Raw genomic sequence first — 21,099 nt, 5'->3', positions numbered from 1 at the left:
CGGGTGACGTGCGGGAGAGGTGGTGTCGGCGGGCCGCGGGTGACGGTGGTTCACCTGAGCGCCTCGAACATGCCGGCCAGCCCGTGGTTGGCGGCGGCGACCAGCGCCTCGGCCGCGTCCAGCGCCTCGACGTCCGGCCCGGCGAGGGCGAGGCCGACGGCGGGCTCCGGCTCGTGGCAGGCCGTCGGGATCAGCGGCAGCAGGGTGACACCGAGCCGGGCGCAACGCGGCCGCAGCCGCTGCAGGTGGTCGTGCAGCGCCGCCGGGGCGAGCCGGGCGCCGAGCGGCATGCCGTCCAGGGTGCGCACCAGGTGGCCCGGTCCGCGGACCGCGTCGAGCCGGGCGGCCAGCACGAAGGCGACGGCCGGGCCGGTGAGCCGCAGGTTGATCTCGGTGGGGGCGAGCCGGCGCTCGCGGTCGGTGACGAAGTCGACGTCGTACCAGCCGCGGTAGCCGTCGGCGGCCAGCCGCTCGCCCACGGCCAGGGTGAAGCGGCGGGCGGTCGCGGCGGCGCCCTGCGGCACCGCGCCGGGGCCGACGGTGACGCCCTGGTAGCGGGTGCCGGCCACGTCCATGGCGCCCGCGCCGACGGGGTGGACGGTGCCGTCCGGGCCGACGACGGCGTCGTAGGTGAGGTCGCGCAGCCGGGCGGCCGGGCCCGGGGAGACGTGCTCCTCCAGCAGCAGCGCGCCGTCGGCCGGCAGGACCTCGGTGCGGACCAGGCGGCGCAGCAGGGCCCGGCCGCCGCCCGCGGCGAACAGCTCGGCGGGCTCGACCACGACGGTGCCGTAGCCGCCCACGCCGTGCGGGCTCTTCAGGACGGTGGTCAGCCCCCGGGTGGCGCGGGCGGTCAGCCGGCGGGCGGCCCGGCGCCGGCCGTCGGGGCGCTCCTGGCGCGGCAGGCGGATCTCCGGGTGCCCGGGAGCGAGGGCGGAGAACAGGTCGTGCGCGGCGGCCTTGGACTCGTAGCGGCGGACGGCCGCCAGCTCTGGCCCCTCCCCCTGGGCGGGCGTCCGCCCCCACCGCACCACCGGGTGGCCGGAGTCGGCGATCCGCGCGGTCAGCGCGGGGCGGGCGGCGAGTGCTTCGGCCACCGTGTCGTCCGGTGCCACGCCGCTGTACACCTCGACCGGCCCCCAGGCCAACTCCCGGGCCAGCCAGTCGGTCCACTCCGGGGCGACCTCGGCGGGCAGCACCAGCACGGCCGGCTCGGGGCTGTAACCGACGGCCAGGCAGGCGTAGTGGTGCGCCTGCCGCAGCCGGCGCAGGCGCTGCGCCGCGTCCATGCCGGGGGCGAAGAACTGCGCGTTGAAGTCCGCGACGTCGCCCAGGTGCACCGCGGCCCGGCCGCCGGTCCAGGCCCCCACCCATCCGTCCATGGACCGAGAGCGTAGGGCCTGCCCGGGCCGGGCGCGCGGGTTTCACAGCGCCAAGTTCACAGCGCCAGGTTTCACAGCGCCGACAGCCCGGCGTCGGTGGGCCGCAGGCCGCAGGCGTCGAGGTAGAAGGGGCGCAGGTGCGGCTCGAAGTCCACGTGCAGCCAGGCGCAGCCGGCCGCGCGGGCGCCGGCGGCCGCCTCGGCGACGAGCCGGGTTCCGACGCCCTGCCGTCCGGCGGCCGGGGCGACGACGGTGTCGAGCAGGAAGGCGTGGGCGCCGCCGTCCCAGGCCAGGTTGACGAACCCGAGCAGCGTGCCTTCTGCGCTGCGGGCGGTGACCCAGCCGAGGCTGTGCCGTTCCAGCCGGGCGAGCCATCCACCGGGGTGGAGGGGGTGGCCGAAGCCCTCGGCGTGCAGGGCGTCGAGTTCGGGGTCGGTGAGCGGGCCGCGCCAGGTGTAGTCGATCGTCACGACGGCACTGTAGAGCGCTTGTTAACTTCTGATCATTTTTGACTGTCCAAGGACACAACTTGGCAAAGTTATGACCTTCCCTCTAGCTGCATCTGACTGATCGCCGTCAATCTCTGACCAGCTCCTATCCCTGCAGCTAACCCCCACTGGAGTTCCGAGTGACCCCCACGTCCTCATTCCGCCGTGCCCGCGTGGCCGGAGCCGTCGCGGTCGTCGCCGCCCTCGCCGGCGCGACCGTCCCCGCCGCCACGGCCTCCGCCGCGCCCAACCCGCGCGAGGCCGCGATATCCCAGGCCCGCGCCAACGTCGCCCACAACGCGGCGGTGTTCGGCTTCGGCGCCGGCCAGGACCTCCTGCTCAAGGACGTCGTGCTCGACGCCGACGGCACCTCGCACGTGCGCTTCGACCGCACCTTCCAGGGCCTGCCGGTGGTCGGCGGCGACCTGGTCGTCCACCAGGACGCCAAGGGCAAGTTGAAGGACACCACCCGCGCGGCCGCCCACGACGCCGCCGTGAAGTCGACCACCCCCAAGGTGCCCGCGCAGTCCGGCGCAGCGAACGCGCTCTCCGCGGCCCCGGGCGTCCGGGATGCCGTCAGCACCCCCGAGCTGGTCGTCTGGGCCGCCGACGGCACGCCCCGCCTCGCCTGGCGCACCACCGTCGAGGGCAGCGGCGAGCACGGCGAGCCGGCCGGCAAGGTCGTCGTCACGGACGCCACCACCGGTGAGCAGATCGAGTCCTACGACGCGGAGCACCAGGCCTCCGGCACCGGCAACTCCGAGTACACCGGCACGATCACCATCGACACCACCCCGGTCAGCGGGGGCTACACCCTGACCGACCCGGTCCGCGGCCACGTCACCAAGGACGCGCACAACCTCTCGTCCGGCTCGGTCAAGGCCTCCTCCGGCACCGCCTTCACCAGCGCCTCCAACGTCTGGGGCGACGGGAAGAAGTTCTCCACCGACCGCTCCACCGCGGCCGTCGACGCCCACGCCAACACCGCCTGGACGTACGACTACTACAAGAACACCTTCGGCCGGAACGGCATCAAGAACGACGGCAAGGGCGCCACCGTCTTCGTCCACGTCGGCACCAACTGGGACAACGCCCAGTGGTCCGACGCCTGCTTCTGCATGATGACCGGCGACGGCGACGGCTCCCACGACCCGGAGCAGGTCGACCTCGACACCATGGGCCACGAGATGACCCACGGCGTCACCAGCGCCACCGCCAACCTGCGCTACAGCGGCGAGTCCGGCGGCCTCAACGAGTCCACCAGCGACATCTTCGGCACGATGGTGGAGTGGTACGCCAACAACAAGGTCGACACCCCCGACTACCTGTTCAGCGACCAGTCCACCCCGCCGTGGCTGCGCCGCTTCGACAAGCCCTCGCTGGACGGCTCCTCGGCCGACTGCTGGAGCAGCTCGGTCGGCAAGCTGAACGTGCACTACTCCTCGGGCGTCGGCAACCACTTCTTCTACCTGGCCAGCGAGGGCAGCGGCAGCAAGACCATCAACGGCTTCGCCTACAACAGCCCCACCTGCAACAACTCCACGGTGACCGGCATCGGCAACCAGAAGGTCGCCAAGATCTGGTACCGCGCGCTGACCGTCTACATGACCTCCACCACCAACTACAAGGGTGCCCGCGCCGCCTCGCTGAACGCGGCCAAGGACCTCTACGGCGCCGGAAGCACCGAGTACAACGCGGTGGCGGCGGCCTGGAGCGGCGTCAACGTCAACTGACGTCCGAGGTCCGTACGGGGTCTGTACGAGGTCGGTACGAGGCCTGTACGGGTCTAGTGGTCGAACCCGATGTGGCAGTGGTCGTGGTGGGTGTCGTCGGTGAAGAACCGGTTCCCGGCCCCCGCGATCGCCACCGGGCCGCCCACGTTGTACGAACCGGCGGCGGCCGCGTCCCGCATGAAGGACTCGATCAGCTGCCGGGGCGTCGCCGGATCCACCACGGCCATGCCGTCGATCCGCCAGACGTCGAAGGCCCGGCCCGGCGGATGGTCGCTGGGCCGGGTCGTCCCGAAGACGTCCAGCGGGTGGCCGGTCCGCACCACGCTCACCGACAGCGTGTACGGGCCGGCCAGCCGCAGCATCGCCTCCGGCACGCTGTCGTGGACGGTGCCGCTGCGCAGGTCGGCGGCCGCCTCGGGCGGCAGCTCGATCCTCGGCTCGGCCAGCACCCGGGCGACCGCCGGGGGCGGTGCGGCGGCGGCCGGGCCCGCGACGCCCGGGTGCAGGTCGGTGACGGTCCAGCGCGGCGCGGCCCGGCTCAGCCGGACGTCCACGGTGGTGCCGCCCTCGGCCACCGAGCCGTCCGCGCCCCGGGTCCACTGCCGGCACACCACCAGCACGCTCGCCGAGTCGGCCGGGATCCCGCCGTACTGGGCGACGATCACCTCCAGGCTCGCCTCGACCGCCGGTGGCGCCAGCGGGCCCGCCTGGTCCGCCAGCGCGGGCGGCAGCCCGAGCGCCGCCACCCGGGCCCGGGCCGCCTCCACGCCCTGCCCGCCGGGCGGCCAGGCGCCCAGCGCGGCGACCAGTTCGACGGCGCGGCGCTTCACGTCGGGCTGGATCTCGGACGGGCCGGGCTGCCACAGCGGCGGCTGCGGCAGCGGGGTGGCGACGGCGGTCGGCGTCGGTGTGGCCGTGGGCGTCCCCGCACCGGGCGGTGTTCCGGTCGCTGTCCCGGGCGCCGGCGTGCCCGGCCCCGTCGCCGGCGGCTTGCTCCCGCTCGTACAGCCCGCCACCGCGCCCAGGACCAGTGCCGCCGCGCCCGCCCGCAGCACCCCGCGCCGGCCGGTGGCCCGGACACCGCCGCCAACCGTCGTGCCGTCACCCGTCGTGCCGTCGCCCCTGCGGTCCGCCGTGCCGTCACCCATGCGGTCAGTATGCGGCCCGGGGCGTTGCGGGCGGCGGAGGCTGCGGAGGCGTCAGAGGTGTCAGAGGCGTCAGCCCAGCCGGCGGATCGGTTCGCCCGCCAGGAAGGCCGCGATGTCCTCCACCGCCTCGCGGTAGTAGCGCCGGTAGTTGTCCTGCGAGACGTACCCCAGGTGCGGGGTGGCCAGCAGCCGGGGCGCGCTGCGCATCGGGTGGTCGGCGGGCAGCGGCTCGGTGTCGAAGACGTCCACCGCGGCGCCCGCGATCGTGCCCCCGGTGAGTGCGGCGAGCAGCGCGTCCTGGTCGACGACGGCCGCCCGGGAGGTGTTGACCAGGTAGGCCCCGGGCTTCATCAGTGCGAGTTCGGCCGCGCCGACGAGCCCCCGGGTGCCCTCGTTCGACGCGAGGTGGACCGTGACGAAGTCGCTGCCGCTCAGCAGTTCCTCCTTGGTCGCCGCCCGGCGCACGCCGGCCTCGGCGGCCCGCTCGTCGGTCAGGTTCCGGCTCCAGGCGACGACGTCCATGCCGAAGGCGAGCCCGACCCTGGCGACCGCGCTGCCGATCCGGCCGAGGCCGAGCACGCCGAGCACCCGTCCGTGCAGGTCGGCGCCGACGGTGCTCTGCCAGGGGCCGCACTCGCGCAGCGCGGTGTTCTCCGCCACGATGCCGCGGGCGAGTCCGAGCAGCAGCGCCCAGGTCAGCTCGACCGGCGGGGTGCCGGAGCTGGCCGTGCCGCAGACCGTCACGCCGTGCGCCTCGGCGGCCGCGAGGTCGATCACCGAGTTCCGCATTCCGGTGGCGACCAGCAGCCTGAGCTTCGGCAGCCGGGCGAACAGCGAGGCCGGGAAGGGCACCCGCTCGCGCAGGGTGACCACGATGTCGAAGTCCGCCAGTGCGTCGGCCAGTTCCTTCTCCGTGCGGAAGTGCATCTTGAAGGCCGTCACCGCCACCCGGTCGGTGACCGGGGACCAGTCGGCGAAGCTGGTGGCGACGCCCTGGAAGTCGTCCAGGACGGCGCAGCGAAGGGTCGCAATCGTCATACCCGCACTCTGGCAGAGCGCCCCGCCCACCCGGCGCGCCGGGTCCGGCTGCGGCCCGCCGGTCTGTCAGATTGGCCCGCGGAGGGGGATTCACCGGCACCGGAACCGAGGAGACCCGCGATGGCCAGACTCACCCTCACCACCTTCGTCACCCTCGACGGCGTGATGCAGGCCCCCGGCAGCCCCGAGGAGGACCGCGCCGGGGGCTTCCCGCACGGCGGGTGGCTGGCGCCCTTCCTGGACGCCGACACGGACCGGTTCGTCGACGAGGTGTTCGAACGCCCGCAGGCCTTCCTGCTCGGGCGGCGGACGTACGAGATCTACGCCTCCTACTGGCCCGGGGTGACCGATCCGGCCGACGGGGTGGCCGCCAAGCTGAACGGCCTGCCCAAGTACGTCGCCACCCACACCCTCACCGATCCCCGCTGGGCGAACACCACGCTGCTCGGCGGGGACGTCCCGGCCGAGGTCGCCCGGCTCAAGGAGCACCTCGACGGTGACGGCGAACTGCAGATCCACGGCAGCGGCGCCCTGGCGCGCACGCTGATGGGCCACGGCCTGATCGACGAGTACCACCTGGTGGTCGCCCCGGTGGCGCTCGGCGCGGGCATCCGGCTGTTCCCGGAGGGCGGGCCGCCGACCGCCTTCGCGCTCACGGCCTCCCGGATCACCGCGTCGGGCGCGGCGCTGCTCAGCTACCGCCCGGCCGAGCCGGCCGCGTTCGGGGGCTTCAGCCGGTCGTAGGCGGCCTCGGGAGCCAGTGGCCGCAGGAGCCGGTGGCCTCACGGACGGAACCGGTGCCCGCTCCCCGCGCCGTCTCCCGCGCCTGCTCCGGCGCCCGCTCTCGCGGTGCCCTCCGCCACGCCGGGTGGCTAACCGGCGGCCGCGCCGGACCTCCAACCGGCCAGCTCCGCCGGGCGGTTGGTGATGATGCCGTCCACCCCGGCGGCCGTGAGGGCCTTCCAGCGGTCGGGCCGGTCGACCGTCCAGACGTTGACGGCGACCCCGGCGGCGTGCAGTTCCCGGACCACGCCGGGGCGCGCGGAGAGCGCGTCGTCCGAGGGGTTGTAGGCGGCCAGCCGGAGGTCGCGGGCGGTGGCGACCGGGTCGGCGTCCAGGGTGGAGCGGAGCAGGGCGAGCGGCAGCTCGGGGGCCAGTTCGCGGGTGAGGCGCAGCGCGTCCACCTCGAAGCTCTGGACGAGGACCCGGTCGGTCATGCCGTGGTCGCGCACCTCCCGCACGATCCGGGCGACCTCCTCCCGGGTGTGCGGCCCCTTGATCTCCAGCAGCAGCCTGCCGCCGCGGGTGCGCAGGTCCTCCAGTTGGGCGGCCAGCGTCGGCAGCCGGGTGCCGGCGTACGACGGGGCGAACCAGGAGCCGGCGTCCAGGGCGTCCAGCTGTGCGGCGGTCAGGTCGCGGATGCGGCCGGTGCCGTCGGTGGTGCGGTCCACGGTGTCGTCGTGCAGCACGTACGGGACGCCGTCCCGGCTGGGCTGGACGTCGTCCTCGATCCACTCGGCGCCGGCCCGGCGGGCCACCTCGTCGGAGACCAGGGTGTTCTCGGGGGCGGCGGAGGAGGCGCCACGGTGCGCGTACACGGTCGGCGGAGCGCCGCCCGGGCGCAGCGCGGTGTCGGCCACCGGGGTGTCGGACACCGGGGCGGCCGGCGGCAGGGGTGCCCCGGTGAGCGCCACGGCGCCGAGGGCGGCCCCGAGCAGCGCGACCACGGGGCCGGTCCGGCGACGGCGGGGGTGCTGGTGCTGCCGCATGGGTGTCATGCCCCGCACGCTACGGGCGTCGGGGCCGCTCCGGCCGCCGACATCCGGGAAGTGGGATGACATTACGGTAGGCGGAGGAACCGATCATCAGCCCTCGGCTAGCGGCGCCAGCAAGGCCTCCGCCGACGCGGTCCGCGCGTACAGCACCGACCGCCCGGCCCGGTGCGCACTGACCAGCCGGGCATCCCGCAGGGCCGTCAGGTACTGCGACACCGCCGACGGCGAGAGCCCGGTGCGCCGCGCGAGCTCGGTCGTGGACGCCGGGGCCGCCAGCTCCGTCAGCAGCCGGGTGCGGGAGCGGCCGAGGACGGCGGCCAGCGCCCCGGTGCCGGCCGCCGTGGCGGTCGCCCACAGCGTGCCGGTGCCGCGCGCCGGGTAGGCGAGCTGCAGCGGGTCCGGCGGGGCGAGGCGGGTGTAGAGGGACGGGCCGGTGAAGGCGGACGGGATCAGCAGCAGGCCCGCCCCGGCCGTCCGGCCCGGCAGCGGGCGGGTGCGGTGGCGCAGCCGCAGGGTGTCCTCCGTCCACCGGAGTTCGGCGTGCAGGTCGTTCAGCACCCGCGCCGCGCCGTGCTCGGCGGCCTGCCGGGCGCGGTGCAGCACGTCCGCGTCCAGGACGGCGCGGATCCGCACCCAGTACGGGGCGAGCGCCAGCCCCCAGTACGCCTCGACCGCCTCGGTGAGCCGGCCCAGCCCGCCCGCCGGGTCGCCGTGCAGCGCGCGCAGCCGGGGCCCGAGCCGGCCGCCCCGGTCGTCCCGCAGCCGGTCGAGGTCGCGGCGGACCTGCTCGGCCGGGGTGGCCCGGATCGCCGCCAGCTCCTGCGCCAGCGTCGGGGCGGGGCCGGCGGGCACCGGGTTGATGAAGTCCGGCACGTACCCGGCGGGCGGGACCAGCTCGGCGAGCAGCGCGTACGCCGGGCCGAGCGCCGCCAGCCGGGGCCGCACCTGCTCCACCCACGGGCGGTGGACGGCGTGGGCGAGCCCCGAGCCGAGCAGCCGCAGGCTCGGGCCGACCTCCCACATCGGCGAGACCGCGAAGCGCATCCGCGCCAGGTCGCCCGCCGTGAACAGCAGCTCGGCCGCCAAGCCCCCACCCCCGTGGATTCAGGCATGTTCGAATCGTTGGCGGTCAGGATAGCGCCGTGGCGATCATGACGGACATGACTACGGAGACCCTCCCGACCACCCCCACCACCCCCGTGACCACCGCCGCCTCCGGCACCTGGACCCTCGGCGACCTCGTCGTCCACCGCATCGGCTTCGGCGCGATGCGCCTGCCGCAGACCGGCCCCGCACTCGTCCCGCACGCCGTGCCGCGCGACCGCGACCAGGCCCTGCGGGTGCTGCGCCGCGCGGTCGAGCTCGGGGTCGACCACATCGACACCGCCGACTTCTACTTCTCCCCGCTGCGCTCCGCGAACGAGCTGATCAACCGGGCGCTCGCCCCGTACCGGGACGGCCTGGTGATCGCCACCAAGGTCGGCTCGGGCCGCAACCCCGACGGCTCGTGGGCGGAGCACGCCCGCACCCCCGAGCGGCTGCGCGCCCAGGTCGAGCAGAACCTGCGCCAGCTCGGCCGCGACCACCTCGACGTGGTCAACCTGCGGATCGTCGGCACCGACTCGGTGGCCGAACGCTTCGGCGCGCTGGCCGGGTTGCGGCAGGCCGGGCTGATCCGCCACCTCGGCCTGTCCAACGTCCACCCGCACCAGCTCGCCGAGGCGCAGACCATCGCGCCCGTGGTGTGCGTGCAGAACCCGTACGGCATCGGCGGGTGGTCCCGGCAGGACGAGATGCTGCGGCTCTGCCGCGAGCAGGGCGTCGCCTTCGTCCCCTTCTACGCGATCGCCGGCGCCGGACGGCAGCACGGCGCCGGCGGGGCCGAGCCGGCCCAGGTGCGGGCGGTGGCCGAGGCGCGCGGGGTGAGCACCGCGCAGGTCCGCCTGGCCTGGACCCTGCACCGCGGCCCGCACGTCCTGGCCATCCCGGGCACGGGCGATGTGGCGCACCTGGAGGACAACATCGCGGCCGGCGCGCTGCGGTTGTCGGACGAGGAGCTGGCCCTGCTGGACGGGGCCCACACCGCGGAGGCCGCCACCGGCTGAGCACCGAGCCGCTGAGCACGGACCCGCGTGCGCAGCGGGCCCGCGGCGCACGCCCGGCGGGGCCCACCGGCCGGGCACCCGGGAGCGGCGGAACCGGTGGGGCGCGTCGCGCGTCGCTTCGGGACGACACGACCCGCCGACCGTCGAGGAGTTCCGAAGCATGACCGACCTCGCCACCCGCTACCTCTACCTGGCCCGTCACGGCGAAGCCTCGCACGCGGACGACAGCGGCCTCACCGACGCCGGGCGCCGGCAGGCCGAGCTGCTGGGCCGCCGGCTCGCGGGCCGGCCGATCACGGCGCTGCACCACGGGCCGCTGCCCCGGGCCACCCAGACCGCGCGGCTGGTCGCCGAGCAGCTGCAACGGGACGGCGTGGCACCGGTGGTGTGCGAGGAGGCCGGGGACTTCGTCCCGCACCTGCCGGAGCGGTCCGAACTGCCCGAGGACAGCGCGGAGTTCCTCCTGGACTTCCTCGCGGGCACCACGACGGAGGAAGCCAGGAGCGGGGCGGTGCTGGCGCAGCGGGCGGTCGAGCGGTTCACCGGGCCGGTGGTGGGCGGCGAGGAGCGGCACGAGCTGGTCGTCACGCACGCCTTCCTGGTCGGCTGGCTGGTCCGGCACGCCCTGGACGCCCCGGACTGGCGCTGGCTCGGCGTCAACGCCGCCAACGCGGGCTTGACCGTGCTGCGTTACGCGCCCGGCCGGCCGCCCGCCGTCCTGCTGCTGAACGACCAGAGCCACCTGCCCGAGGAGCTGCGCTGGACCGGGTACCCGCCGGCGGTTCGCTGCTGACGTGCCCGGGAAGCGCCACTGACGTTCCGTCAATCCGGCATCGACAGAATATGCAGACCGGTCTACTATCGCCGCATGGGAGTCAAGGGCGAGGAGACCCGGGCCCGGCTGATCGCCGGCACCAGGGAACTGATCGAAGCGCAGGGCTACTTCGGGACGGGTCTGAACCGGATCGTGGCCGCCACCGGCGCGCCGCGCGGCTCGCTCTACTTCCACTTCCCCGGCGGCAAGGACCAGTTGGTGGCGGCCGCGCTCACCGAGGCCGGCCAGGAGGTCGAGGCGCTGCTCGCCGCGCTCGCCGCCGAGGGCGCCGACACCGCCGCCCTCGCGGAACGGCTGGTCGAGGCCTTCGCCGGCCGCCTGGCGGAGTCCGACTACACCAGCGGCTGCCCGATCGCGACCGTCGCCCTGGAGACGGCGGGCACCAACGAGCCGCTGCGGACCGTCTGCGCCGAGGTGTACGGGAGCTGGCAGCAGGTGCTCGCCGGCCGGCTGGAGGCCGAGGGCTTCGGCGCGGCCGAGGCCGAGACCGCCGCGGGCCAGGTGCTCGCCCTGCTGGAGGGCGCCGTCCTGCTCGCCTCCGTCCGGCGCAGCCGCGAACCACTGGACCACGCCCGGTACGCCGTCCGACAGCTGCTCGGCAGGCCCGCCGGGAACAGCGGGCGCGGCGGGGCCGGCCACCGCGACGCGTAAGCCGGAGGTGCGCCGCCGTTCGCGCGGCGCACCTCCGCAGGCCCGAAAAATATGCAGACCGGTCTACTGAATTCCTGACCCCTGGAGCGCAGCATGACGTCCGCCCCGCCGCCCCGCACGCTCGTCCTCGGCGCCACCGGCTTCCTCGGCCGCTGGCTGGCCCTCGAACTCCTCACCCGCGGCGAACCCGTGGCCGTCGCCGTCCGCGACACCGACCGCGCACCCGCCCTCCGCCACTGGCTGCGCGAGCACGACGCCGACGACACCGCCCTGACCACCGTCACCGCCGACCTCACCCGCCCCGGCCTCGGCCTCTCCCCCGAGGACGACGCCCGGCTCACCGAGGTCCGAGACGTCCACAACCTCGCCGCCCGCTACGACTTCGGCCTCACCCGCGCCCAGGCCGAACCCCCCAACGTGCACGGCGCCCTGCACGCGCTGCGGTGGTGCGCCACCCGCCCCGGGCTGCGCCGCCTGGTCCACCTCTCCGGCTACCGCGTCGGCCGCGACCCGCACCCGCAGTACCCGCTCGCGGAGCACACCACGGCCGCGCTCTACCGCCGCCTCGGCGCGTACGAGGCCTCCAAGCAGCTCGGCGACGCCGCCGTCCGGGTCACCGCGCCCCACCTCGGCGTGCCGCTCACCACCGTCAACCCGAGCAGCGTCATCGGCCACTCGCGGACCGGCGAGGCCGGCCAGTACCTCGGCCCGGCCCAGCTGGTCCGCCTGCTCCACCGCGGCCGCCTCCCCCTGCTGCCCGGCACCCGCCGTACCTTCCTGCCCGTCGTCACCGTCGACCACCTGGCCCGCTTCCTGGCCGCGGTACCCGATCACGACCACGGGCCCGTCCGGGCCCACACCGTCCTCGACCCCGAAACCCCCCACCTGCCCGACCTGATCGCCCTGCTCGCCACCCACCTCGGCGTCCGCCCGCCCCGCGCCCTGATCCCCGTCCCCCTCGTCCGCCGCCTCCCCCGCGCCCTCACCGGCACGGACCCGGAGACCCTCACCTTCCTCTCCGAGGACCGCTACGACACCGCCTCCGCCGACCGCCTCGCCACCGCCGCGGGCCTCGCCCACCCGCCCCTCGTCCCCGCCCTGACCCGGTGGGCCACCCGGCTGGTCGAGGAGGACTTCGGCACCCGGTAGGGCCCCGTCTCCCCACCCCCGCCCGGAACGTCCCGGGCGCTCACGCGGCCCGGCTCGCAGGACTCGTACGTGCACGCCGCCGGCACGTGCACCGCCGCCCGCGTGGGAAGTCGACCCGGCCGACTTCCCACGCGCGCCCCCGCACCAGGACGGGCCGCGCCGTGGACCGGCCACGGGGAGCACAAGAAGTCGACGACACCGGCTTCTCGCGCACCCACCACCGGCCCCGGCTGCCTACCGCTCGAACACCAGCAACGACCAGTGCACCCCCGCCCGCCCGTGCAGGTCGGGCCGGGCGGTGCGGTGGAGCAGACGCAGGCCGCGCTCGGCGGCGAGGGCGACGGTGGGCTCGGGCGGCAGGTCGAACATCCGGCGGTCGGGCGGGACGGGGCCGTGGCGGAGGGTGAGGGCCAGGCGGCCGCCGGGCGCGAGGAGAGCGGTGAGGGCGTCCATGGCGGGTGGGCGCTCCTCGGGGGCGAGGTGCATCCAGACGGCGGTGAGCAGGACGAGGTCGTAGCGCTCGTCCTCGGCGGCGAGCCCGGGCAGTCCGGGCAGCGCGTCCGCGACCCACCGGATGCCGGCGCCCGCGTGCAGGCGTTCGCCGACGGCGCGGAGTTCGGGGGTCGGCTCGGCGGCCACCACCCGGTGCCCGAGGGCGGCGAGGGCCGCGGCGTCACGGCCGGTGCCCGCACCGATGTCGAGGACGGCGGCGGGTGGCGGCGGGTAGAGGTGCAGCAGTTCGCGGTGGACCTCGGCGAAGCTCACGCTCTCGTACTGGACCGCGAGTTGCTCGACCGCTTCCCCGTACCCGGCCGTTCCCGCCGCACCCGCCGTGCCTCCGGGACCCACCGCACCCACCTCACCCGCCGTGCCTCCCACACCCATCGCGCCTCCCGCGCCCGCCGCCCTCGCCACGCCGACCGGCCCGTCGTTCATTCCGCCTCCCGGACGATCACCGCGTCGCCGGCGGCCGCCGCACCGGCGAAGAAGTCCCGCAGGTCGCGCAGGTCGTTGACGACCCGGGCGGCCACCGACTCGGACCACGGCGCCGGGTATCCGAGGTGGGCGGCCGTCCGGGCGAGCACGCTGTCCTGCTGGCGGACGAGCTCGCCGAGCGCGGAGTCCCGCAGGAACAGGGAGGCGGCCGCGACCTGGTCGGGGCGCAGCACGGGCATCCCGGTGCCGGGCTCGCGCGGCCCGCCGCCGTAGACGGGGAGCCGGGCGGCGGGGTCGGGGTGCAGGCCGTTCTCGGTGAGTGCGAGTTCCATCAGGACGGCGGTGCGCCGGACCCCGAGGGCGAGCCCGGCGGCGGCCAGCCGGTCGTACCGGACGTCGGGGTCCCGGGGGACGAGCTCGCCGAGTTCCTCGGGCGAACAGCTGTCCACGGCCTGCCCCGGCAAGCGGCACCAGAAGTGATCCACACTCACCCGCTCAGCGTAACGAAGTCCCGGCCACCGCGCGGAGCGTGACCGCCGTACGGAGACCGCTCAGGCCTCGCCGGGGTGCCAGGCGGGCCACTCCCAGGGGCGGTCGGCCCAGTGGACGCGCTGCGGGTCGCGCGGGTCGAGGTCCGGAAAGAGCTGGTGGACGCGTGGCTCGAACTCCTCCGGCGCGAGCGGCTCCCAGCCGTGGCCCTCGAAGTGGACGAGGCGGTAGCGGCTGTCGGTCCGGAACTCGGCCACCTCGACCAGGGGTGCGGTCGTGCTGTTGGTCTCCATGACCCCAAGCATGTGGCGCGGCGGCAATCAACGCCCGTTCAGACCCCTCTTCCGGGTCATGTCCCGGCGTCGGCGCGCTCGTTGAGCACGGAAAGGTACGACGGGGGGCCGCTGGAAGGACGAGCACATGACTGGGCAGCCCACCGGAGGGCAGTGGCAGTGGCCGCAGGACGCGTGGCAGCCTCCGCCGGTCCCCACGAGTCCCCTGCCGCCGGTGCCCGTTCCCGCTCCGCCGAGGCACCGCTCGCGCAAGGCGTGGGCGGTCGCGGCGGTCGGGACGGGTGCCGTGCTGGCCTCGGTCCTGGTGATGTGCGGGCCGGGGTCGGGCGACGAGGTGCGGACGGTGGCGCTGCCGGGGGCCTCGCCGTCCGCCTCGGGTGCGGGCTCGCACGTGCCGGTGTCCCCGCCGCCCGCCACGCCTGCGCCCTCGCCGCTCCCGGCCCCGGCCCCGGTCCCAGCCCCGGTCCCGGGGGTCGGCGCGATGGGTGCGGTGACCGGGGCCGCCGGGGCGGCGACACCCGCGACGGCGGCCGATCCCGCGGCCGCGGACGCCCAGCGCGCGTCGGGGAGCCCGCGCCCGAAGCCCGGCCACAGCCCGCGGGCCACCGCCCCGGCCCGGGCCACGCCGGGCGCGCAGGCGGGGCCGGGGTCGGGCGGGTCGGTGCCGAGCGCCGGCCCGGGCAGCATCTGTGACCAGGCCGAACGCGTCGGCCGCTGGCCGGCCGGCTCGGAGCAGGCCCGCCTCTGCCGCAGCGTCTACGGCTGAGCTGCCCGGGCGCAGCGCTCAAGGCCGAGCCGCCGGGCTGCCGGTACCGGCCGACGTCCCCGGCGCGCCGGGTGATGCCCCCGGCGCCCCGACCGACGCCCCCGGAGCCCCGGCCGTCCCGAGCAGGCCCCGGTCCAGCCGCGGCGCCAGCACCCGCGCCAGGGTGTCGGTGATGTGCCCGGTGTCCCGGTACAGCACCACGCCCTCCAGCACCGCCGGGCAGGAGGGCCCGGTGCCGGGGCAGAGCAGCGGGCCGAGGTCCAGGGTCCGGACGCCGTACCGGGCGGCGAGCCCGCCGTCGAGCAGCGGGTCCGGCTCGAAGGCGGTGTCGCGGGGGAAGAAGCAGGCGTCCGAGCGCCCGTCGGAGGCGGCCAGGCAGGTCGGGATGTCCTTGCCCGGCATCGGGGTGTCGCCGAGGTAGGCGAGCGGGGCGCCGAGCGCGGTGAGGCGGTCGAGGGTGCGGGTCCAGCCCTCGGTGCGCTCCTCCTGGCTGCCGTAGCGGTTGAGTCCGGCCATCAGGACCAGGCGGGGCTTGGGCCCGGAGGTGAGCCGGGTGAGGGTGTTCTCGCGCCAGCGGTCGCATTCGTCGAAGGTGCGGCCGAGCACGTTGTTGCGCACCGTGAGGGTGGCCAGCGGGCAGCCGGGCTTGACCAGCACCTCCAGCGCCCAGTGCCGCTGTTCGGCGACGGCGAGGGCGGCGGAGATCCACTGGCCGGCGTGCGAGTCGCCGAGCAGCACGATCCGGTCGGGGCTGTCCTCGGTGCCGAAGAGGCAGCGCGGGCTGCTGTCGGCGTTGAGCGGGATCTCGCAGCCCTTGCCGGGCGGGAAGTCCTCTCGCGCGCGGGCAAGCGAGGGGGTGAGGGTGAGCACCCGGGTGCCGGCGGCGAGCAGGGCCGGGCCGTCGGCGGCTCCGGCGGGGGCGGCGGCCGGGGCGTCGGCGGTCCCGCCGAGGGCGCGGACGGTGCCGCCGCCGAGGGTGAGCGCGGCGATCAGCGGGATGACGAGGGCGCTGGCGCCGACCGCGAGCCCGCGCCGGGGCGCCGGGCTGCTGCCGTACCGCAGGGGCTGTTCGACCAGGCGCAGGGTGAGCCAGGCGGGCAGCGCGCTGGCGGCGGTGAGCGCGGCCAGGGTCGTCCAGGGCAGCGCGCCGTACCGGGCCTGGGCGATGGTCAGCACCGGCCAGTGCCAGAGGTACCAGGCGTAGGAGAGGCGACCGGCGGCGCGCAGCGGGCGGGCGGCGAGCAGTCGGCCGGCGTCGGGGGCGCGCAGCGGGCCGTGGCCGGCGAGCAGCACGGCGGCGGTGCCGAGGACGGGCAGCAGCGCGGCCGAGCCGGGGAACGGCGTACTGCGGTCGTACAGGAGGACCGGTGCCGCGACGGCCGCCAGCCCGAGCCAGCCGAGCAGCCGCAGCGACCACCGCACCGACCGCCGCTCGCCGCGGGTGGCGAGCGCGCCGCCGAGCAGCGCCGCGCCGGCGCCGGCCGCGAACTCCCAGAGCCGGCTGCCGGTGGAGAAGTAGGCGAGCGGCGCCGAGGTGTGGGTCCAGCGCAGGCACAGCACCAGCGAGACGCCGCCGGTGCCGGCCGTCGCGAGGGCGATCGCGAGGGTGCGGCGGCGGCCGTGCAGGTAGCGGGCGAGGCCGAGCAGCAGGACGCCCCAGAGCAGGTAGAACTGGTTCTCCACGCCGAGCGACCAGAAGTGCTGCAGCGGGCTGGGGTCGCGTTCGGCGGCCAGGTAGTCGGTCTGTTGACCGACGAAGCGCCAGTTGGCGAACTGTCCGGCGGCGGCGATCAGGTCGCGGGCGAGGTCGGTGCCGCGCAGCGGGTCGAGCAGGGCGCCGCCGGCCGCGGCGGTGGCGACCAGCACGGTGGCGGCGGCGGGCAGGATGCGCCGGGCGCGGCGGGCGGCGAAGTCCCACAGGCCGAGCGGTCGGCCGACCAGCAGGCCGGTGATCAGGAAGCCGGAGATGACGAAGAAGACGTCGACGCCGACGTAGCCGCCGGTCAGGCCGGGTACGGCGGCGTGGAAGGCGAGGACGGACAGCACGGCGATGCCGCGCAGGCCCTCGATGTCGGGGCGGAAGGCGGCTCGCCCGCGGGGTTGCCCGCGGTCGGCGACGGCGGCACTCCTTGAGTCGGCGGGCTCCCGGCCCACCCGGACGACCTCGGGAAGCAGGTCGGCGGGCCCGGGAACGGGAACAGGGGCAGGTGCGGACGACGGTGGTACGGCCGTGGGCACGGCGGCGCTCCTTGGCAGGGTGGCAGCGGTGGTCGGGCCCGCCGGGCCGATGGGGCGGCCGGGCGGAGTCCGCGCCGGTGGGGCGACGCGCAGGGAAGTTCGTTACTGTGGAACGGAATTGACGAAGCGTTGGAACTGGTACGTAAGAACTGGCCGGTCAGAACAGCAGCGGGTCCGCCCAGCCGGACGCCAGCAGCCCGCAGAGCAGCAGCACGGCCGTGACGGCGACGGCATCGGCGCGCCCGAACCCGAGGTCGGAGCGGCTCCGTACGGGCGCGGCGACCTCGCCGACGGCGGCGCCCTTGCCGCCCTTCGACCCGTTCATCAGCGGCCACAGGGCCCTGATCAGCGGAATCATGGTGTACGCGGTGAGCGCGAGCAGCGCGGCGAGCGCCCAGTACGGCCGCCAGCCGTGCAGCAGCGCGGCCCGGACGAGTCCGGCGGCGCCGGCGAGGACGACGAACCCGAGCCAGCCGACCCCGATCCGGGCGACCGTACGGGCGAGTGAACTGCCGCCCGACACGGCGCCGGTGGGCACCCAGTCGGCGGAGCGGCGGCGCAGCGCGTGCGCGATGGCGACCACGTGGCAGAGCCCGCCGAGGAGTTGGACCCGGGTGACCTCGAAGCGCCACCGGGTGCGGGACATCGCGGGCAGCAGCACGAGGGCGACCCAGATCGGCGGCAGGAACGGCAGCACCTGCCAGGGTGCGATCTCCTCGGGCCGGAAGAACAGCATGATCAGGGCGGGCAGCGGCACGGCGAAGACGTTCACCGCGCTGGTGAGATAGCCGAGGATGCCGTTCCAGAAGCAGAGCCGGGCGGACTTCGGCAGCGGTCCGCGGCGGAAGTCCGGGTCGCGGACGAGGGCCAGGGAGCCGAGGCACCAGCGGTACTGCTGGCTGATGAAGGCGGGCAGGCCGGTGGGCGACATGCCCTTGGCGACCAGTGCGGGCACGTAGCGGGTGGACCAGCCGGCGCGGGCGAGGGCGAGGCCGGTGTAGAGGTCCTCGCTGTGGTCGATCTCGGCGAAGCCGCCGATCCGCTGCAGCGCGGCGCGCCGGTAGAGCGCGTTGGTGCCGCAGCAGACGGTGCCGTCCTGTGCGTCCCGGGAGGGCTGGATCCAGCGGTAGAAGATCTCCTGGGTGGCTCCGGCGGCGCGTTCGAGCCAGGACATGTCCGCGTCGGTGTCGAAGCACTGCGGGCTCTGCACGATGCCGACCCCGGGGTTGTCGAGGTAGGGCACCAGGTGGTGCAGGAAGTCGGGGCGGGGGCAGAAGTCGGCGTCCAGGACGGCGACGATCTCGCCGGTGCCCTCGGCCAGGCCGTGGTTGAGGTTGCCGGCCTTCTTGAAGCGGCCCCGGTCGGGGCGGGCCCGGTACTCGAAGCCGTAGGACTCGGCGAGTCGGCGGACCTCGGGGCGGTCGGCGTCGTCGAGGACGAGGACGGTCAGTTCGCCGGGCCAGCGGACGGCGGCGGTGTACCGGTAGGCGTTGTCGAGGACGGCCAGTGGTTCGCCGGCGGTGGGCAGCAGCAGGTCCACGCTCGGGTGGCGGGCGGGCTGCCAGGCGCGCATCAGCAGGTCGTGCGAGTCGCGGGTGAAGCGGCGGGCGCGCTGGCCGTCGGTGAGCGAGAGCAGCCAGGTGGCCGCGTTGAGCACGGTGAGCACGAGGAACGGCCAGAGCAGCGGCTTGCTGAGGGCGAACAGGCCGAGCGTGGCGGTGGCTCCCGCGTAGGAGAGGGTGGCGCAGAGCAGCACCCAGCGGCGCTGCGGGCCGAAGTACCAGTAGAGCTCCTCGTCGTCGGGCGGGGCGGGCAGGCGCAGGTCGGGGTCCGCGGGTTTCCGGCGCGGACCGGCGTCGGGTGCGGGCATGGCGGTGCCATGGAGTACGGGCATGCGGAAGTGGCCCCCCTGGGCATCGGACGGTACGTGGCCGTTCGCGCCCAGCCTCTCACATTGGCCTAGACCAATCATGAACGAGGTATGACATCTCCGCATCGCCCCAGGTCGGCGACTTGACGCCGCATCACCTTCCGCGATCCGGTCCGGCGAGCCCGGACCGAACCGCGAGCGGGCCCGGCGACCGGGCCCGCCCGCGAGCGCCCGCCCGCGTACGCCTCAGGAGGCCTTCAGCTCCTTGACCAGGTGCTCGAAGCGCAGGTCCGGCCGCAGCGGGATGCCGAAGCGCTCGTCACCGTACGGGAACGGGCTGAACTCGCCCGTGCGGCGGAAACCGCGCCGCTCGTACCAGGCGATCAGCTCCGCGCGCTGCTCGATCACCGTCATCTCCATCGCGGCGACGCCCCACTCCTCGCCGGCCAGCCGCTCGGCCTCGGCCAGCACGGCCCGGCCCACCCCGCCACCCTGCAGGCCGGGGCGCACCGAGAACATCCCGAAGTACGCCCGCTCGCCACGCCGCTCCAACTGGCAGCAGGCGACCAGCCGGCCGTCGCACTCGGCGAGCAGCACCAGCCCCTCGGGGTGGCCGACCGCCTCCGCGACGGCCTCGGGATTGGTCCGCCGGCCGGCCAGCAGGTCGGCCTCGGTGGTCCACCCGGCCCGGCTGGAGTCACCGCGGTAGGCGGACTCGACCAGCTCGACCAGGGCCGGGACGTCGGCGGGCGTGGCGGGCCGGAAGGCGGGCTCCCCGACGGTCCGGGCGGTGTCGGGTGCGGTGTCGGTCATGACTGGTCCTTTCCTCCGTGCTGGTGCCGCCCGTGACGGCCGGCACGCGGGCATCGTGTCACAGCGCCCCGGGCGGCCCCGGGGCCGGGACCGGCAAGACCGGCAACGCGCGTTGCCGGTGGTGGCGATCCGGCACGTGTGCCGCGGGTTCGCCGTGGGGCCGAAGATGCCTGGCGGCACTGGCGGGGACATGGCTACTCTGCGGTACGGCCGCGCCAACACCCGGCCTTTCCGGGCCACTTGGGCCATCCCCGCACCGGACCAGAGGAGTGTTCATGCCCCGCTCTTCCCGCTCCGCCCGCACCGCCTCCCGCACCACCGGTACCACCCGCCGTACCGCCCGCCGGTTGCCCGCCGCCGTGCTCGCGGCCGCGACCGCCCTGGTCGCCGGCGTCGCCGCACCGGCCTACGCGGCCGACCCCGCCCCCGCTGCCGCCGCCCCCACCGTCGAGGGCACCGCCGCCTTCCACCCGGACCGCGACTTCGCCGGCTCCACCGTCGCCGCCCACGAGGGCCGCGCCGCCGGCGCGCCCGTCCTCTCCCTCGCCGCCACCCAGACCCCCGGCCTGGACGTCGCCAGCTACCAGGGCAACGTCGGCTGGTCCTCGGTGGCGGCCAACGGCGCCAAGTTCGCCTACGTCAAGGCCACCGAGGGCACCGGCTACACCAACCCGTACTTCGCCCAGCAGTACAACGGCTCCTACAACGCCGGCCTGATCCGCGGCGCCTACCACTTCGCGCTACCGAACTCCTCCTCCGGCGCCACCCAGGCCAACTACTTCGTGAACCACGGCGGCGGCTGGTCCGCCGACGGCAAGACCCTGCCACCCGCCCTCGACATCGAGTACAACCCCTACGGCGCCACCTGCTACGGCCTGAGCCAAAGCGCCATGGTCAACTGGATCCGCGACTTCAGCAACACCGTCCACACCCGCACCGGCCGCTACCCCACCATCTACACCACCACCAACTGGTGGACCCAATGCACCGGCAACTACGCCGGCTTCGCCGCCACCAACCCCCTCTGGATAGCCCGCTACGCCTCCACCACCGGCACCCTCCCGAACGGCTGGAGCTACCAGACCTTCTGGCAGCACGCCGACTCCGGCACCCTCCCCGGCGACCAGGACTACTTCAACGGCGCCCCCGACCGCCTCCGCGCCCTCGCCCTCGGCTGACCCACCACACACCCACCGGTGCGGGGCACCCAACCCACCCCGCACCGGCCGGCGGGCGTGCGGCGGGTGCGACCGGTCAGCCGTCGATGCGGAGCCCGCTCCAGAACGCGGTCCGTCAGAGGGAGTGTCATGAATCAGGTGGACACCCTGATCAAGGGAGACGCTGATGAGCTCGCTGACGGATCACCAGATCGGGTCGGTTCCTGACGGGTCGG

At 75.4% G+C, this 21,099-nt stretch carries 20 protein-coding genes; 8 read left to right on the top strand and 12 right to left on the bottom strand.

Annotated features, from left to right (window positions below; translation table 11 throughout):
• Positions 1-50 precede the first annotated feature (50 nt).
• Entirely contained in the window at positions 51-1,379 is a 1,329-nt protein-coding gene (locus ACIGG8_RS40470) for a hypothetical protein (RefSeq protein WP_396553573.1), read from the bottom strand.
• Between the two features lie 71 nt (positions 1,380-1,450).
• Positions 1,451-1,849, bottom strand: coding sequence for a GNAT family N-acetyltransferase (locus ACIGG8_RS40465; protein WP_396553572.1), 399 nt, complete (start codon positions 1,847-1,849; stop codon positions 1,451-1,453).
• Positions 1,850-2,040: 191 nt separating this feature from the next.
• Here ACIGG8_RS40465 and ACIGG8_RS40460 point away from each other — a divergent pair, with 191 nt between their 5' ends.
• Positions 2,041-3,600, top strand: coding sequence for a M4 family metallopeptidase (locus ACIGG8_RS40460; protein ID WP_396553571.1), 1,560 nt, complete (start codon positions 2,041-2,043; stop codon positions 3,598-3,600).
• 53 nt (positions 3,601-3,653) lie between these two features.
• Here ACIGG8_RS40460 and ACIGG8_RS40455 read toward each other — a convergent pair whose 3' ends face one another.
• Together ACIGG8_RS40455 and ACIGG8_RS40450 are read right to left on the bottom strand one after the other, a co-directional pair.
• The gene (locus ACIGG8_RS40455) at positions 3,654-4,748 is read right to left on the bottom strand and encodes a hypothetical protein (protein WP_396553570.1); all 1,095 of its coding nucleotides are present in this window, start codon (positions 4,746-4,748) and stop codon (positions 3,654-3,656) included.
• Positions 4,749-4,817: 69 nt separating this feature from the next.
• Complete coding sequence (locus ACIGG8_RS40450; RefSeq protein ID WP_396553569.1) at positions 4,818-5,786, bottom strand: D-2-hydroxyacid dehydrogenase family protein; 969 nt, start codon at positions 5,784-5,786, stop codon at positions 4,818-4,820.
• Positions 5,787-5,906: 120 nt separating this feature from the next.
• On the opposite strand from ACIGG8_RS40450, the gene ACIGG8_RS40445 reads away from it, so the two are divergent.
• Positions 5,907-6,530, top strand: coding sequence for a dihydrofolate reductase family protein (locus ACIGG8_RS40445; RefSeq protein WP_396553568.1), 624 nt, complete (start codon positions 5,907-5,909; stop codon positions 6,528-6,530).
• Positions 6,531-6,658: 128 nt separating this feature from the next.
• Here ACIGG8_RS40445 and ACIGG8_RS40440 read toward each other — a convergent pair whose 3' ends face one another.
• Together ACIGG8_RS40440 and ACIGG8_RS40435 are read right to left on the bottom strand one after the other, a co-directional pair.
• Entirely contained in the window at positions 6,659-7,564 is a 906-nt protein-coding gene (locus ACIGG8_RS40440; RefSeq protein WP_396553567.1) for a glycerophosphodiester phosphodiesterase, read from the bottom strand.
• An 87-nt stretch (positions 7,565-7,651) separates the two neighbouring features.
• On the bottom strand, positions 7,652-8,647 hold the full coding sequence (locus ACIGG8_RS40435) for an ArsR/SmtB family transcription factor (protein ID WP_396553566.1): 996 nt from the start codon (positions 8,645-8,647) through the stop codon (positions 7,652-7,654).
• A gap of 65 nt (positions 8,648-8,712) precedes the next feature.
• Between ACIGG8_RS40435 and ACIGG8_RS40430 the strand changes: the two genes are divergently transcribed.
• The 4 genes from ACIGG8_RS40430 to ACIGG8_RS40415 all read left to right on the top strand — a co-directional run bounded on the left by ACIGG8_RS40430 (position 8,713) and on the right by ACIGG8_RS40415 (position 12,301).
• Positions 8,713-9,666 carry an oxidoreductase gene (locus ACIGG8_RS40430; RefSeq protein ID WP_396553581.1) on the top strand — a complete coding sequence of 318 codons (954 nt, stop codon included), beginning with the start codon at positions 8,713-8,715 and terminating at the stop codon, positions 9,664-9,666.
• Between the two features lie 160 nt (positions 9,667-9,826).
• Positions 9,827-10,459 carry a histidine phosphatase family protein gene (locus tag ACIGG8_RS40425; RefSeq protein ID WP_396553565.1) on the top strand — a complete coding sequence of 211 codons (633 nt, stop codon included), beginning with the start codon at positions 9,827-9,829 and terminating at the stop codon, positions 10,457-10,459.
• 75 nt (positions 10,460-10,534) lie between these two features.
• Positions 10,535-11,152: a TetR/AcrR family transcriptional regulator gene (locus ACIGG8_RS40420; protein ID WP_350524830.1), complete on the top strand. Its 618-nt coding sequence runs from the start codon at positions 10,535-10,537 to the stop codon at positions 11,150-11,152.
• 93 nt (positions 11,153-11,245) lie between these two features.
• On the top strand, positions 11,246-12,301 hold the full coding sequence (locus tag ACIGG8_RS40415; RefSeq protein WP_396553564.1) for an SDR family oxidoreductase: 1,056 nt from the start codon (positions 11,246-11,248) through the stop codon (positions 12,299-12,301).
• 234 nt (positions 12,302-12,535) lie between these two features.
• On the opposite strand, the gene ACIGG8_RS40410 is transcribed toward ACIGG8_RS40415, so the two are convergent.
• The 3 genes from ACIGG8_RS40410 to ACIGG8_RS40400 form a co-directional block, all read right to left on the bottom strand.
• Positions 12,536-13,150 carry a class I SAM-dependent methyltransferase gene (locus ACIGG8_RS40410; protein ID WP_396553563.1) on the bottom strand — a complete coding sequence of 205 codons (615 nt, stop codon included), beginning with the start codon at positions 13,148-13,150 and terminating at the stop codon, positions 12,536-12,538.
• A gap of 83 nt (positions 13,151-13,233) precedes the next feature.
• Positions 13,234-13,728: a hypothetical protein gene (locus ACIGG8_RS40405; protein WP_396553562.1), complete on the bottom strand. Its 495-nt coding sequence runs from the start codon at positions 13,726-13,728 to the stop codon at positions 13,234-13,236.
• A gap of 60 nt (positions 13,729-13,788) precedes the next feature.
• Positions 13,789-14,019, bottom strand: a complete 231-nt coding sequence (locus tag ACIGG8_RS40400) for a hypothetical protein (RefSeq protein ID WP_350524837.1) — start codon at positions 14,017-14,019, stop codon at positions 13,789-13,791.
• A 127-nt stretch (positions 14,020-14,146) separates the two neighbouring features.
• Here ACIGG8_RS40400 and ACIGG8_RS40395 point away from each other — a divergent pair, with 127 nt between their 5' ends.
• On the top strand, positions 14,147-14,785 hold the full coding sequence (locus ACIGG8_RS40395) for a hypothetical protein (RefSeq protein ID WP_396553561.1): 639 nt from the start codon (positions 14,147-14,149) through the stop codon (positions 14,783-14,785).
• Between the two features lie 18 nt (positions 14,786-14,803).
• Here ACIGG8_RS40395 and ACIGG8_RS40390 read toward each other — a convergent pair whose 3' ends face one another.
• The 3 genes from ACIGG8_RS40390 to ACIGG8_RS40380 all read right to left on the bottom strand — a co-directional run bounded on the left by ACIGG8_RS40390 (position 14,804) and on the right by ACIGG8_RS40380 (position 19,706).
• Complete coding sequence (locus ACIGG8_RS40390; protein WP_396553560.1) at positions 14,804-17,023, bottom strand: acyltransferase family protein; 2,220 nt, start codon at positions 17,021-17,023, stop codon at positions 14,804-14,806.
• Between the two features lie 157 nt (positions 17,024-17,180).
• On the bottom strand, positions 17,181-18,917 hold the full coding sequence (locus tag ACIGG8_RS40385; RefSeq protein WP_396553559.1) for a glycosyltransferase family 2 protein: 1,737 nt from the start codon (positions 18,915-18,917) through the stop codon (positions 17,181-17,183).
• A 222-nt stretch (positions 18,918-19,139) separates the two neighbouring features.
• Positions 19,140-19,706: a GNAT family N-acetyltransferase gene (locus ACIGG8_RS40380; protein ID WP_396553558.1), complete on the bottom strand. Its 567-nt coding sequence runs from the start codon at positions 19,704-19,706 to the stop codon at positions 19,140-19,142.
• Positions 19,707-19,981: 275 nt separating this feature from the next.
• Between ACIGG8_RS40380 and ACIGG8_RS40375 the strand changes: the two genes are divergently transcribed.
• A complete protein-coding gene (locus ACIGG8_RS40375) occupies positions 19,982-20,884 on the top strand; it encodes a lysozyme (RefSeq protein WP_396553557.1) in 903 nt (300 codons plus the stop codon).
• The last annotated feature ends 215 nt before the right edge of the window (positions 20,885-21,099 follow it).

It is taken from the genome of Kitasatospora sp. NPDC085464 (genome assembly GCF_044541955.1).
Lineage (GTDB): Bacteria > Actinomycetota > Actinomycetes > Streptomycetales > Streptomycetaceae > Kitasatospora.
Note: the sequence above shows the minus strand (reverse complement) of the source record. Positions and strands in the feature narration are given on the sequence as shown.

Coding starts and splice junctions, on each gene's coding strand:
- ACIGG8_RS40385 (WP_396553559.1), bottom strand. CDS start 18,917: ATGCCCGTACTCCATGGCACCGCCATGCCCGCACCCGACGCCGGTCCG.
- ACIGG8_RS40425 (WP_396553565.1), top strand. CDS start 9,827: ATGACCGACCTCGCCACCCGCTACCTCTACCTGGCCCGTCACGGCGAA.
- ACIGG8_RS40430 (WP_396553581.1), top strand. CDS start 8,713: ATGACGGACATGACTACGGAGACCCTCCCGACCACCCCCACCACCCCC.
- ACIGG8_RS40440 (WP_396553567.1), bottom strand. CDS start 7,564: ATGACACCCATGCGGCAGCACCAGCACCCCCGCCGTCGCCGGACCGGC.
- ACIGG8_RS40415 (WP_396553564.1), top strand. CDS start 11,246: ATGACGTCCGCCCCGCCGCCCCGCACGCTCGTCCTCGGCGCCACCGGC.
- ACIGG8_RS40450 (WP_396553569.1), bottom strand. CDS start 5,786: ATGACGATTGCGACCCTTCGCTGCGCCGTCCTGGACGACTTCCAGGGC.
- ACIGG8_RS40445 (WP_396553568.1), top strand. CDS start 5,907: ATGGCCAGACTCACCCTCACCACCTTCGTCACCCTCGACGGCGTGATG.
- ACIGG8_RS40380 (WP_396553558.1), bottom strand. CDS start 19,706: ATGACCGACACCGCACCCGACACCGCCCGGACCGTCGGGGAGCCCGCC.
- ACIGG8_RS40400 (WP_350524837.1), bottom strand. CDS start 14,019: ATGGAGACCAACAGCACGACCGCACCCCTGGTCGAGGTGGCCGAGTTC.
- ACIGG8_RS40395 (WP_396553561.1), top strand. CDS start 14,147: ATGACTGGGCAGCCCACCGGAGGGCAGTGGCAGTGGCCGCAGGACGCG.
- ACIGG8_RS40375 (WP_396553557.1), top strand. CDS start 19,982: ATGCCCCGCTCTTCCCGCTCCGCCCGCACCGCCTCCCGCACCACCGGT.
- ACIGG8_RS40470 (WP_396553573.1), bottom strand. CDS start 1,379: ATGGACGGATGGGTGGGGGCCTGGACCGGCGGCCGGGCCGCGGTGCAC.
- ACIGG8_RS40420 (WP_350524830.1), top strand. CDS start 10,535: ATGGGAGTCAAGGGCGAGGAGACCCGGGCCCGGCTGATCGCCGGCACC.
- ACIGG8_RS40455 (WP_396553570.1), bottom strand. CDS start 4,748: ATGGGTGACGGCACGGCGGACCGCAGGGGCGACGGCACGACGGGTGAC.